Raw genomic sequence first — 12,309 nt, 5'->3', positions numbered from 1 at the left:
GGAACCGAAGCGTGGTTTCGGGAGACTCACCATCTGGGACGAGGCCTAACCGGAGGTGTGCATGCCCGAGTTCGTGAACGGACTGCCCCTGCACGTGCTGATGATCCACGCGGTCGTCGTGTTCGTGCCGCTGGGCGCGCTGGGCACGATCCTGATCGCCGCGTGGCCCGCGGCCCGGCGCAGAGTCGGGTGGCTGGTCGCCGGGACGGTCGCGGTGGGCACCGCGCTCACGCCCATCGCCGCCGAGAGCGGCGAGCTGCTGCAGCGCAGGCTCCCGGAGAACCCGCTGATCGTCGCCCACCAGCAGCTGGGCGAGCAGCTCATCTACTTCGTCGTCCCGCAGCTGCTGGCCGTCCTCGGGCTGATGGTCGCCCACACCGTCAACCAGTCCGCCCAGCGCGCCGACGGCGGGCCCTCCGCCCGCGCGCGCGTCATCCTGGCGGTGACCGCCGTCCTGGCCGTCGGGCTGTCGGCGGCGGCGGCCGTGCACGTGTTCCGCGTCGGCGAGGCGGGCTCGCGCGCGGTGTGGGAGGGCGTCGCCAACCTTCCGGCTAGGTGATGACGCCGGATACGACCCCGGGCCGCCGCCTGCGCCGCAGCCACACCTTGCGGGTGCCGTCCGCGTACAGCCGCACGTTGGACAGCTCCCAACCGGAGAACTCCGCGTGGATGGCCAGCTGCGTGGCCGCTGTCAGCCGCGAGACCTGGGGCGGCAGCCGCAGCGGCCGGTACTCCCAGTCGCCGTCGATCACTCCCTCGGTCATGGTGCGATCACCTGGACACCTCCTCCGTTCGCGGACGCCACGACGACGCGGCCGTCCGCGGGGTCGACGGCCACCGAGTTCGGCTGGCCGACGGTGGGGAACCTGAACCGCTCCTCGGGCTCGCCGCCCGCGACGTCGAAGCCGACCACCTCGTTGGTCGCGGTGAGCGTCACCCAGGCCAGATCGCGCTCGGCGTCGTAGGCGATCCCGTACGGCGCGCCGGGCACGGGGTAGCGCTGGCGCAGCAGCAGCGGGTCGAGGCCGAACGCGAGCAGCGAGTTGCCCCGGGTGTCGACGACCAGGACCCGGCCGAACCGGTCGACGACGCCGTTCGTCGCGCCCTCGCCCGCGCGCAGTCCTTCCTCGACCGAGCCCTTGGCCATGTCCAGCCGGAACACCGCGTTGCGCAGGTGGTCGAGCACCACGGCGTGGTCGCCGGTGGCGAAGACGCGGTCGGCGCTGAGCAGGCCGCCGCTGAGGTTCTTGGTGACCGTCCCGTCGGTCAGCACGGCGACGCCCTTGCTCTCGCGGACCGCGACGATCGTGCCGTCGGCGAACGGCGTCGCGGCGGCGGGCGCGCCCTGGACGCCGACCTCGGACGTGGCCGCGGACGCGGTGTCGACGCGCACGACCTGGTTCTTCGTGGGCACAGCGGCCAGGAGGTCGGCGCCGTCGACAGTCAGGGTCTCGACGGGGCCGGGGAGCGCGACGGAGCGGGGGGCCTTGTCGAGCGCGGCGAGGTCGTAGAGGTCGACACCGGCGTCCGTGGCGACGGCGAGGGTGCTGCCGGTGACGGCGACAGCGCTCGCCGCCTCGGCGGGCAGGACCCGGCCCGCGGGTTCGGCCGTCGGGGCGGGGGAGCGGGCGGCCGTGGCGGCCACCGGGTCGGTGGTGACCATCAGCTCGTCTTGCGGCTGCCCGCTCGAGCATCCGGCGAGCAGGACGGCAGTGGCCACGGCGGCGACCGGAAGGCGCAACGAACTCCTCCGACGGGATTGGGCTGAACGGGCTGTCCCCCAGCATCCCGCACCGGACCTCGGCAAGCCACGTCCATGTGGTCCGTGTCGCCCACCCGGCCGATGGTTGCGCGTTTGTAACGGCTGGTGGGGTCGGGTCGAATAACCGGGCACGAGTGCGGGAGGAATCAATGGCGATCGATCCTATGCACCTGCCGATCTTCGGCGACCCCCGGCCGGTCCAGCCCCCGGCCGCGGTCCGGGCGGCGGCGGTCTTGCTGCTGGTCCAGGCCGCGCTGACCGTGGCGGTCGCGGTCCATGCGGGGGCGGATCCGACGTTCTTCGCCATCGCGGTGTTGTTGACGATGGCATTCACCCACGCGTTGCGGGCTGGCCGGGATTGGGCGAGACCCGCGGTCGGGGCGAGCGCATTCGCGTCGCTGTTTCTGTCGATCGCGGTTATCGACGGGGTGGTGGTGTTGGCGCTCGTGGGGGTTTCCGGGGCCTTGCTGGCGTCGTCGCTGCGGTTGATGTTCCGGGCTGAGGTCCAGGGCTACTTCCTGTCATCAGACGTTGACTGATCGTTATCTCGCGTCTTCCTCAATCGAGGTGCGCTAGCTAGCGCACCTGCGCCCCCTCGCCGAGCCGAATTTTACTATCCACTAATCACTATCAAGGTAATGGATGATGACATGGAACCGGGGAAGCCAGCTGCGAGACAGACCTCAATAGCAAGAGAAAACGCACAGAGAAGGGGGTCAGACAGCAGGGCGCGTGACGAGCTGAGGCCGGTGGATCTGAGCTTTGGGCCGAGGACACGAGAACGGGTGGTGGAACGGTTCGTCGTTGGGACCGGGCTGGCGTCTGTAGCGACGAGGAGTTGGGGAGGGTCGGGGACGGCCGATGGGTGGTCGGGCTGGGCATGGGTGGGTGTGAGAAGCACAGGACGTGGGGGGTAGCTGAGAGGCGCGAGGGTGGTGTGGGGGACGTACCGGACCTGCCCGCTGTGGCGGTCGGCTTGGGTGGGGAGGAACGGAGGTGAGGAAGAGATCGGCGGAGGAGGGGTGAGGGAGAGGGAGAGGGGGAGAGGGCCGGGAGCAAGGGGCGGAGGGGAGCTGCCAGAGCAGGGGAGCCGCAACAAGAGGCGCGCTGGCGGGGTGGTGGCGCAGGAGCACCAGCCGAGAGGGTGCCAGCGGAGGAGGGGGTAGTGGTTGAGGAGGGGCGGCTGCGGAGCGGAACGCTGATGGGCAGGGCGGCTACGAGCGGACGGGAGGAGACGGCAGGGCCGCTCGGGCATCGGGGGCAGGGGCCGCTCGCGCATGGGGGCAGCGACATCGCTTGGCAGAGCTGTTGCGTCGGCAGCTGTTGCGTCGGCCGAGGTGGGCAGCTGCCATGGCTGCCAGCTGCCGTGGCAGCTGGCAGCCATGGTGGCTGGCTGCCGTGGGTGGGCGGCTGAGGTGCGTACGTCCGGTGGTCGGCGTGTGTCCGGTGGTCGACGGGACTGCCGTGGTTCACGGGACTGTCGTGGTTAGGGGACGGCCGTGGTTCAGGGACTGCCGTGATCGACGGGACTGCGGTGGGGGTGGTGGGCTTGTGGTCGTCAGTCGAGGTGGCGTTCTGGGTAGGCGAGGTCTGGCTTGCTGACGTCGTCCAGGGCGGCGCGGATTTCTGGGGGGAGGATGAGGGATTCGGCGGCCAGGGAGCCGCGGAGTTGGGCGGCGTCGCGGGCGCCGACGACGGGGGCGGTGACGCCGGGGCGGTCGCGGACCCAGGCGAGGGCTACGGCCAGGGGGGAGGTGCCGAGGCCGTCGGCTGCGGTGGCTACGGCCTGGACGATGCGGGCGGCTCGGTCGGTGCGGTGTTGTTCGATGTAGTTGCCCCATTGGGGGGAGGCGCCTCGGGAGTCGGCGGGGGTGTTGGTTCGGTATTTGCCGGTGAGGACGCCTCGGCCGAGGGGGGCCCAGGCGAGGATGCCGATGCCGTGGTGGGCGGCGGCGGGGGCGACTTCGCGTTCGATGCCGCGTTCGAGCAGGGAGTATTCGACCTGGGTGCTGACCAGGGGCGCGGCGCCGGGGGTGTGGGTCTGGCGGGTGGCTGCGGTGGCGGTCTGCCAGCCGCTGTAGTTGGAGATGCCCGCGTAGCGGACCTTGCCGCTGCGGACGGCGGCGTCGACGGCGCAGAGGGTTTCCTCGAGTGGGGTGTGGGCGTCCCAGGCGTGGAGTTGCCAGAGGTCGACGTGGTCGGTGTCGAGGCGGGTGAGGGAGGCCTCGAGGGCGGCGAGGAGGGCGCCTCGGGAGGCGCCGCCGCCGAAGGGGCCGTCGTGGCGGCGGGCGACGGCCTTGGTGGCGAGGACGATGTGGTCGCGGGGGACGATGTCGTCGATGAGGGCGCCGATGAGGCGTTCGGTGTCGCCGTCTGCGTAGACGTCGGCGGTGTCGACGAGGGTGCCGCCTGCTTCGGTGAAGGCGGCGAGTTGGGCGGCCGCGGCCTCGGCGTCGGTGTCGCGGCCCCAGGTCATGGTGCCGAGGGCGAGTCGGGAGACCCGCAGGCCGCTGCGGCCGAGGTGTCGTTGCTCCACGGCGGCCAAGCCTAGGCGGCGGGGGGCGCGGGGAGGGGGAGCGCCACTCCGGTCAAGGTCTACTGGGGGGTAATGTCGGGCGGGTGCGACTCGGACTGAACATGGGTTATTGGGGTGCGGGCAACGACGCGGCGAACCTGGCGTTGGCCAGGGAGGCCGATCGGTTGGGGTTCTCGGTGGCGTGGGTGGCCGAGGCGTACGGGTCGGACGCGCCGACGGTGTTGGCGTGGGTGGCGGCGCAGACGGAGCGGATCGATGTGGGGAGCGCGATCCTGCAGATCCCGGCGCGGCGGCCGACGATGGCGGCGATGACGGCGGCGACGTTGGACGCGTTGTCGGGTGGGCGGTTCCGGTTGGGGTTGGGGGTGTCGGGGCCGCAGGTGTCGGAGGGTTGGTATGGGGTGAAGTTCGACAAGCCGCTGGTCAGGACGCGGGAGTATGTGGAGATCGTGCGGTCGGCGCTGCGGCGGGAGCGGGTGAGTTACCAGGGGAGGCATTTCACGCTGCCGCTGCCGGAGGGTCCGGGGAAGCCGTTGAAGTTGACGGTGCATCCGGTGCGGGAGGAGATCCCGGTGTATCTGGCCTCGATCGGGCCGAAGAACCTGGAGTTGACGGGGGAGATCGCGGACGGCTGGTTGGCGATCTTCTACTCGCCGGAGCACGGGCGGGAGTCGTTGGCGCGGATCGCGGCGGGTCGGGCGAAGGTGGGCAAGTCGCTGGAGGGGTTCGACGTGGTGCCGACGGTGCCGTTGGTGGTGCAGGACGACTGGGAGGCGGCGGCGGACACGGTGCGGCCGTATGCGGCGCTGTATGTGGGTGGGATGGGGAGTCGGGAGCAGAACTTCTACAACAACCTGGCGTGTCGGATGGGGTTCGAGGCGGAGGCGGCGCGGGTGCAGGATCTGTACCTGGCGCGGGATTACGCGGGGGCCGCGGCGGCGGTGCCGGTGGGGTTCGTGGACCAGACGTCGCTGTTGGGGCCGAAGGAGCGGATCGCGGAGAGGATGCAGGCCCTGGCCGAGTCGGGGGTCACCACACTGACGGTGTCGCCCATCCTGCAAGATCTTGAGCGAAGCCTGGCGGCCCTGCGGGTGGCCGCGGAAGCACTCGATCTCGCGGGAGTCGGTTCTTGACCTGGTTTGAAGCCCTGGTGCTCGGTCTTGTCCAGGGTCTGACGGAGTTCTTGCCGATCTCGTCGTCGGCGCATATCCGGATCGTCTCCGAGCTGTGGTTCGGGGAGGACGCGGGGGCGTCGTTCACGGCGGTGATCCAGTTGGGCACCGAGGCCGCGGTGGTGATCTATTTCGCGAAGGACATCTGGCGGCTGCTGAAGGCGTGGTTCCGCGGGTTGGTGTCGCGGGCTGCGCGGTCGGATCCGGATTACAGGATGGCCTGGTATGTGATCTACGGGTCGATCCCGATCGCGGTGTTGGGGGTGTTGTTCAAGGAGCAGATCCGCAGTGGGCTGCGGAACCTGTGGATCACGGCGATCGTGTTGATGGTGTTCGCGGCGATCCTGGCGGTGGCCGATGAGACGGGGAGGCAGGCGCGGACGCGGCTGACGTTGAAGGACAGCTGGGTGATGGGGTTCGCGCAGGCGATGGCGCTGGTGCCGGGGGTGTCGCGGTCGGGTGGGACGTTGACCGCGGGGTTGTTCCTGGGGTTGCGGCGGGAGGACGCGACGCGGTACGCGTTCCTGTTGGCGATCCCGTCGGTGTTCGGGGCGGGGATCTTCAGCATCCCGGATGTGATGGACCGCAGCGGGCCGGGGTTGCAGGCGGACATCCCGCAGACGATCGCGGCGACGGTGGTGTCGTTCGTGGTGGGGTATGCGTGTGTGGCGTGGTTGTTGCGGTATGTGTCGAAGCACAGCTACATGGTGTTCGTCTGGTATCGGATCGCGTTGGGTGCGGTGTTGTGCGCGTTGCTGGCGACCGGGGTCGTGAGTCCGACGTGATCGGGGCGGCCTAGGCTCGGTTCCGTGGCCACGGTTGTTCTGCTCCGTCATGCCCGGTCGTCCGCGAACAACGCGGGGGTGTTGGCCGGGCGCAGTGAGGGTGTGTTGCTGGATGAGACGGGGCAGCGGCAGGCGGCCGGGTTGGTGGGCCGGTTGGCGGGGTTGCCGGTGCGGTCGGTGGTGGTCTCGCCGTTGACGCGGTGTGGGCAGACGGTGGCGCCGTTGGTGGCGGAGTTGGGGTTGTCGCCGGTGGTGGAGCCGGGGTTGGCGGAGGTGGATTACGGGTCGTGGACGGGCAAGGCGATCCGGGATCTGGTGGAGGAGCCGTTGTGGAAGGTGGTGCAGCGGCATCCGTCGGCGGCGGTGTTCCCGGACGGTGAGGGGTTGGCGGGGGTGCAGGCGCGGGCGGTGGCGGCGGTGCGGGCGCATGACGCGCGGGTGGAGGCGGAGTTCGGGGAGCGGGCGTTGTGGTTGGTGTGCAGTCATGGGGATGTGATCAAGGCGATCCTGGCGGACGCGTTGGGTCAGCATCTGGATTCGTTTCAGCGGATCGTGGTGGATCCGGCGTCGGTGTCGGTGGTGCGGTACACGGCGACGCGGCCGTTCGTGCTGCGGATGAATGATTGCGGTGGTGACCTGGGCGGGGTGGTCCCGGCGGAGCCGGAGGCGGGGCAGGCGCCGGAGGACGCGACGGTCGGTGGGTCGACGGGGGCGCCCGCGTGTGAGGGGCGTTGAGGGTGGTTGTCGCCGAACACTGTGCGTGATCGTCGGCGTGGCGCCGAATCGGTGTGGGTGATATTGGTGTTGGCGTCGGGTGGGTGGGTGGCGGCATGATGGCGGTGGGGAGTGCGGCGGCTGCGGCCGGGCGTCGACGAGGAAGCGGCGCCCGGCCGTTGCTCTTTTCCGGCGCGTCGGCGTGCCTGGTTACCGGCTGGTCAAGTAGCGTGCGCTGCCAGGATTGCCGGTCGGGGAGGGGTGGCGATGGCGGCCGTCGGGGCGCGGTTCGTGGCCGATGTGGATGTGGTGGCGTGGCGGCGGCGGGTGGTGCCGTGGGGTGCCGCCGGGGTGGGTGTGGTGGTGGTCGGGGTGTTGTTGGCGGTGTTCGGGGTTCCGGTGGGCGTTGTCGTGGTGGTGGTGGCGGTCGGGTTGGTGGTGCCGGTGGCGAAGGTGGCGGGTTTCGTGGCGCAGCGGCGTCGGCGGGAGACGCCGTTGATGGTGGACGCGGAGGGGGTGTGGGTGCCGACGGCGCAGGGTCCGGCGTTCCTGCCGTGGGAGACGGTGCGGGAGGTGGTGGTGGACGGTCCGACGGTGCGGTTCCGGGTGCGGGCGGGGGTGACGCCGCAGACGGAGGGGGTGCGGGGGATGCATCGGCGGGATGTGTGGCCGGTGGCGTCGGGGCCGGGGTTGCCGGTGGATTCGCGGTTGTACCGGCGGGATGTGGGGGAGATCCGGGCGGCGGTGCGGGAGTACTCGGGCGGGCGACTGTGAGTGATCACCGGCGGGGTGAGCATCACTCACTCGGCTGAGTACAGGGGCGGGTAAACGCCGTTACAGTGCGCGCATGTCGGCGGACGGTGAGAGGGGTTGAAGTCCGTGCCGCGCTTGCGTTCGCCGTTGTTGGACCTGGTCCGGTTGTCCTGGGCGCGGCGGCGTGGGGCGGGGTCGCCGGAGGTGGCGGTGGGGTTGGTGGCCGAGCCGTCGGAGGCGTCGGTGTTGGCCGCGGTGTTGTCGGCGGAGCCGTTGGCGGTGTGCCCGCTGTCGCCGGTGGTGGTGCGGCCGACGGGGGCGGCGGGGTCGACGCCGGGTGGGTTGGCGGTGGCGTTGGCGGGGTTGGTGGCCGAGGGGGTGCGGTTGCTGTTGGTGGGGACGCCGGTGACGGACGGGACGGAGCGGGAGCGGCGGGCGTTGGCGGAGGTGTTGGACTCGGCGGAGGCGGCGGGGGTGCCGGTGGTGGTGCCCGCGGGGTCGGGGCCGGCGGTGTTGACCGGGCATCGGTGGGTGATCCCGGTGGCGTCGTGTTCGGTGTCGGGGCGGTTGAGTTGGTTCGTGGAGTTCGAGGACGCGCAGCGGGGGTTGTTGGCGCCGGGTCAGGATGTGCCGGGGCCGTTGGGTCCGGCGTCGGGGAACGGGATCGCGGCGGCGTGGGTGGCGGGGACGGGGGCGTTGCTGTGGGGGATGTTCCCGGGGGCGTCGGGGGCGCAGGTGCGGGCGGCGTTGTCGATCGGGTCGCTGCACGCGCACCGGTCGGGGCCGCCGTTGTTGGACGCGCAGCGGGCGGTGGAGTTCCTGGAGCGGTTGGCGGTGGCGCCGTCGGCGTGGCGGGCGACGGGGTGAGCGGTCAGCCGTAGAGGCCGTCGATGGCGCGGGCGGCGATGGTGGTGACGATCTTGAAGGTCTTCATGGCGTCGGTCATGGTGGGGGCGGTGTAGGCGACGGTGCGGGGTGCGGTGAGGTCGACGGTGGGGATGACGGCGGCGGCGTCGGCGAGGTGGGTGGCGTCGAAGTCGACCTCGACGCGGTGGGGTGCGGTCGTGGGGGTTCGGCGGCCTGCGCGGGTCATGGCGCGGCGGGCGGCGTCGGTGATGCGGGCGGTGGTGACGGCGGGTGGGTCGCAGATGGCGGCGTAGCGGCTGACGCAGGTCTTGACGGGGGCGGCGATGGCGCCGAAGTCGGGTGCTTCGGCGCAGGTGAGGTCGTCTCCGGTGACGAGGATGACGGGGACGCCGTGTTCGTGGGCGAGGGCGGCGTTGAGGCGGCCTTCGCTGGCGGGGGCGCCGTCGAGGCGGACCTCGGTGATGGAGTTCTCCAGGTAGGTGTGGGCGAGGACGCCGGGGGCGCCTGCCCCGGTGTGGTAGCCGAGGAAGACGACGCCGTCGACGCCGGTGTCGATGCCCTGCATCATCGAGAGGGGTTTGTGGCGGCCGGTGAGCAGGCGGGCGCGGGGGTCGAGGTCCTCGATGAGCAGGTTGCGCTGGCTGGAGTGGGCCTCGTTGACGAGGACGTCGGTGGCGCCGCCGGTGTGCAGGCCGTCGACGCAGGCGTTGACGTCGGCGGTGAGCAGGCGGCGGAAGCGCTGCCAGGCCTCGGTGCCGGGGACGACGTCGGTGGTGGCGGTGACGCCCGTGGCGCCTTCCATGTCGGCGGAGATCAGGATGCGCACGGCCATCACGGTACCGGTGCGGGCGGATTGTTGACGTGGACTGACCAGGGGTGGTTACTTTCTTGCCAACTACTCGGATGGGGGTGGTCGCGTGCGGATCGTGGTGGCGGCGGCGGTGGCGGTGGCCGGGTTCGCGCCGGTGGCCCAGGCCCAGGAGGAGGCGCCCCGCGGGGACGTGACGCTGCGGGTGGCGGTGACGCAGGAGATCGACTCGCTCAACCCGTTCCTGTCGATCACCCGGACGGGCACCGACGTGCTGCGGACGGCGTTCGAGCAGCTGACGACCTACGACGCGGCGACGCTGGCGCCGGTGCCGGCGCTGGCCGAGCGGTGGGAGCCCTCGGCGGACAAGCTGACGTGGCGGTTCACGCTGCGCGATGGCGCGGTCTGGAGCGACGGGAGGCCGATCACCGCGCGGGACGCGGCCTTCACCTTCGACCTGATGATGCGCGACGAGACGGCGCGCACCGCCAACGGCAACTTCGTGGCGCTGTTCGAGTCGGTGACCGCCGAGGACGAGCGCACGCTGGTGGTGCGCACGCGGTCGCCGCAGGCGACGATGACGGCGCTGGACGTCCCGATCGTGCCCGAGCACGTGTGGGCGGACCTGGACCCGGGCGCGCCGCCGACGTTCCCCATGGTGGGGTCCGGGCCGTTCGTGATCACCGAGTTCAAGGAGGGCCAGTACACGCGGCTGGTCGCCAACGACCGGTACTGGCGGGGCAGGCCGAGGATCGACCGGCTGGACTTCGTCTACTACCGCAACTCCGACGCCGCGGTGGCCGCGCTGCGCAACGGCGAGGTCGACCTGGTCAACCGGCTCACCCCCGCGCAGTTCGACGAGCTCGCCGACGAGCCGGGCGTCTCCCGCAACAAGGCCAAGGGCAAGCGGTTCAACGAGATCCTCATGAACCCCGGCGCCGCCGACAGCGCGGGCAACCCCATCGGCGACGGCCACCCTGCGCTGCGCGACCCGGTGCTGCGGCGCGCGATCGCCCAGTCGATCGACACGCGCACGCTGGTGGAGAAGGTGTGGGGCGGCTACGGGGAGCCGGGCTCGGGCTACATCCCGCCGGTGTTCGCCGACTTCCACTGGTCGACCTCGCGCCCGTTCGACATCGCCGGGGCCAACGCCGACCTCGACGCGGCCGGGTACGCGCGCGGGCCCGACGGGGTGCGGGTCGACCCGCGCAGCGGGCGGCCGCTGGCGTTGCGGCTGCTGGCGCACGCGGGCACCAACTTCGACGAGCAGTCCGCCCCGTACATCAAGGGGTGGCTGGGAGAGCTGGGCATCGCCGTGCAGGTGCAGGCGGTGTCGGACACCAAGGTCAACGAGGCGACCACGCGCGGCACGTTCGACCTGGCCTACAGCGGCTGGTCGGCCAACCCGGACCCGGACTACGTGCTGTCGCTGCAGACGTGCGCGGCGCGGCCGGGCGCCGACGGCAAGGGCGCGACCCCGGACAGCTTCCTGTGCGACGAGACCTACGACGCCCTCTACGCCCAGCAGGTCGCCGAGTTCGACCGGGGCAGGCGCGCCGAGCTGGTCAAGCGGATGCAGCAGCGGCTGCACGAGCTGGCGCCGATGGTGATCCTCGGCTACGACGACATGCTGGAGGCGTGGCGGTCGGACCGCTTCGCCGCCTTCCAGGTCTCCCCCGACCCGGGCGGGCCGATCATGAACCAGCAGTCCTACTGGGGCTACTACTCGGCCACCCCGATCGCGCGCGCGGAGGAGGGCGGCAACACCGGGCTGGTGCTCGGCGCGGTGGGCGGCGGGGTGGTGCTGCTGGCCGGGGTCGGGTGGTGGCTGGCGCGGCGGCGCGCGGCGAGCGCGGACGAGCGGGAGTGAGCGACGCGCCGGTCGTCGTCGCGGTCGAGCGGCCGCGGCGGCGCCGTCTGGGCCGGTATGTGGCGGGCAAGGTCGGCGGGGCGCTGCTGAGCCTGGGGCTGATCGCGGTGCTGGGGTTCCTGCTGTTCCGGGCGCTGCCGGGGGACCCGGTGACGACGATGACGCGGGGGCGTCCGGTGAGCGCGGCGCAGATCGCCGAGCTGGAGGCCGCCTACGGGCTGGACCGGCCGCTGATCGAGCAGTTCTGGTCGTATCTTGCCGATCTGGCGCGCGGTGACCTGGGCATGTCGTACACGTTCCGGGTGCCGGTGGCCGACAAGATCGCCGAGCGGGTGGGGCCGACGCTGCTGCTGGTGGGCACGGGCACGCTGCTGGCGGTGGCGTTGGGGCTGTGGCTGGGGACGCGGTCGGCGTGGCGGCGCGGCGGCCGCTTCGACAAGGCGGCGACCGGGGTGGCGCTGGGGCTGTGGTCGGTGCCGACGTTCTGGCTGGGGCTGCTGCTGCTGTCGTGGACGTCGGGGCTGTTCCCGTCCGGGGGGATCACCTACCCGGACACGCCGCCGGACTTCTGGTCGCAGGCGGTGGACACCGCCCATCACATGGTGCTGCCGGTGATCACGTTCGTGGCGGTGGTGTACGCGCAGTACCAGCTGGTGATGCGCGCGTCGCTGGTGGAGGAGCTGTCGGCGCCGCACCTGCTGACGGCGCGGGCGAAGGGGCTGCGGGAGGACCAGGTGCTGCGCCGCCACGCGGTGCCCAACGCGCTGCTGCCGACGGTGACGCTGGTGTTCCTGCACCTGGGGCTGGTGGTGTCGGGGGCGATCACGGTGGAGACGGTGTTCTCCTGGCCGGGCCTGGGCCTGCTGACCTTCGAGGCGCTGCGCGGCCCGGACCTGCCGCTGCTGCAGGGCACGTTCCTGGTGCTGGCGGCGGCGGTGGTGCTGGCGAACCTGGCGGCGGACCTGCTGTACCGGGTGCTGGACCCGCGGGTGCGTGCGTCATGACGGACAGGGGCGGCCTGGCGGACAGGTGTGTCGTGGCA

The 12,309-nt window shown here is 71.7% G+C and carries 13 protein-coding genes; 9 read left to right on the top strand and 4 right to left on the bottom strand.

Annotated features, from left to right (window positions below; translation table 11 throughout):
- Positions 1-61: 61 nt before the first annotated feature.
- On the top strand, positions 62-559 hold the full coding sequence (locus IEY98_RS10660) for a DUF2231 domain-containing protein (RefSeq protein WP_189210277.1): 498 nt from the start codon (positions 62-64) through the stop codon (positions 557-559).
- On the opposite strand, the gene IEY98_RS10655 is transcribed toward IEY98_RS10660, so the two are convergent.
- Positions 552-764 carry a DUF5703 family protein gene (locus IEY98_RS10655; protein ID WP_189210276.1) on the bottom strand — a complete coding sequence of 71 codons (213 nt, stop codon included), beginning with the start codon at positions 762-764 and terminating at the stop codon, positions 552-554. The genes IEY98_RS10660 and IEY98_RS10655 overlap by 8 nt on opposite strands.
- Positions 761-1,720, bottom strand: a complete 960-nt coding sequence (locus tag IEY98_RS10650) for a YncE family protein (protein ID WP_229786793.1) — start codon at positions 1,718-1,720, stop codon at positions 761-763. Before IEY98_RS10650 ends, IEY98_RS10655 begins: the two co-directional genes overlap by 4 nt.
- 191 nt (positions 1,721-1,911) lie before the next feature.
- Here IEY98_RS10650 and IEY98_RS10645 point away from each other — a divergent pair, with 191 nt between their 5' ends.
- On the top strand, positions 1,912-2,301 hold the full coding sequence (locus tag IEY98_RS10645) for a hypothetical protein (protein WP_189210274.1): 390 nt from the start codon (positions 1,912-1,914) through the stop codon (positions 2,299-2,301).
- A 1,019-nt stretch (positions 2,302-3,320) separates the two neighbouring features.
- On the opposite strand, the gene IEY98_RS10640 is transcribed toward IEY98_RS10645, so the two are convergent.
- On the bottom strand, positions 3,321-4,298 hold the full coding sequence (locus IEY98_RS10640) for an aldo/keto reductase (RefSeq protein WP_189210273.1): 978 nt from the start codon (positions 4,296-4,298) through the stop codon (positions 3,321-3,323).
- An 83-nt stretch (positions 4,299-4,381) separates the two neighbouring features.
- On the opposite strand from IEY98_RS10640, the gene IEY98_RS10635 reads away from it, so the two are divergent.
- From IEY98_RS10635 to IEY98_RS10615, 5 genes are all read left to right on the top strand, one after another.
- A complete protein-coding gene (locus IEY98_RS10635) occupies positions 4,382-5,431 on the top strand; it encodes an LLM class F420-dependent oxidoreductase (RefSeq protein WP_189210272.1) in 1,050 nt (349 codons plus the stop codon).
- Entirely contained in the window at positions 5,428-6,255 is an 828-nt protein-coding gene (locus IEY98_RS10630; protein ID WP_189210271.1) for an undecaprenyl-diphosphate phosphatase, read from the top strand. Before IEY98_RS10635 ends, IEY98_RS10630 begins: the two co-directional genes overlap by 4 nt.
- Positions 6,256-6,279: 24 nt before the next feature.
- A complete protein-coding gene (locus tag IEY98_RS10625) occupies positions 6,280-6,990 on the top strand; it encodes a histidine phosphatase family protein (protein ID WP_189210270.1) in 711 nt (236 codons plus the stop codon).
- A 246-nt stretch (positions 6,991-7,236) separates the two neighbouring features.
- Complete coding sequence (locus tag IEY98_RS10620) at positions 7,237-7,743, top strand: hypothetical protein (protein ID WP_189210269.1); 507 nt, start codon at positions 7,237-7,239, stop codon at positions 7,741-7,743.
- 105 nt (positions 7,744-7,848) lie between these two features.
- Positions 7,849-8,589 carry a S8/S53 family peptidase gene (locus IEY98_RS10615; protein WP_189210268.1) on the top strand — a complete coding sequence of 247 codons (741 nt, stop codon included), beginning with the start codon at positions 7,849-7,851 and terminating at the stop codon, positions 8,587-8,589.
- A 4-nt stretch (positions 8,590-8,593) separates the two neighbouring features.
- On the opposite strand, the gene IEY98_RS10610 is transcribed toward IEY98_RS10615, so the two are convergent.
- On the bottom strand, positions 8,594-9,415 hold the full coding sequence (locus IEY98_RS10610) for a M55 family metallopeptidase (protein WP_189210267.1): 822 nt from the start codon (positions 9,413-9,415) through the stop codon (positions 8,594-8,596).
- A gap of 91 nt (positions 9,416-9,506) precedes the next feature.
- Between IEY98_RS10610 and IEY98_RS10605 the strand changes: the two genes are divergently transcribed.
- Positions 9,507-11,267: an ABC transporter substrate-binding protein gene (locus IEY98_RS10605; RefSeq protein WP_229786792.1), complete on the top strand. Its 1,761-nt coding sequence runs from the start codon at positions 9,507-9,509 to the stop codon at positions 11,265-11,267.
- On the top strand, positions 11,264-12,271 hold the full coding sequence (locus IEY98_RS10600) for an ABC transporter permease (protein ID WP_189210266.1): 1,008 nt from the start codon (positions 11,264-11,266) through the stop codon (positions 12,269-12,271). Before IEY98_RS10605 ends, IEY98_RS10600 begins: the two co-directional genes overlap by 4 nt.
- Positions 12,272-12,309: the final 38 nt, after the last annotated feature.

Source organism: Actinokineospora fastidiosa (assembly GCF_014648415.1).
GTDB lineage: Bacteria > Actinomycetota > Actinomycetes > Mycobacteriales > Pseudonocardiaceae > Actinokineospora > Actinokineospora fastidiosa.
The sequence above is the reverse complement of the archived record's forward strand: the minus strand, read 5'-3'. Positions and strand labels throughout refer to the sequence as shown.

Bases quoted from the DNA above. Each gene is read 5' to 3' on its own strand.
- IEY98_RS10620 (WP_189210269.1), top strand. From the start codon at position 7,237: ATGGCGGCCGTCGGGGCGCGGTTCGTGGCCGATGTGGATGTGGTGGCG.
- IEY98_RS10645 (WP_189210274.1), top strand. From the start codon at position 1,912: ATGGCGATCGATCCTATGCACCTGCCGATCTTCGGCGACCCCCGGCCG.
- IEY98_RS10655 (WP_189210276.1), bottom strand. From the start codon at position 764: ATGACCGAGGGAGTGATCGACGGCGACTGGGAGTACCGGCCGCTGCGG.
- IEY98_RS10660 (WP_189210277.1), top strand. From the start codon at position 62: ATGCCCGAGTTCGTGAACGGACTGCCCCTGCACGTGCTGATGATCCAC.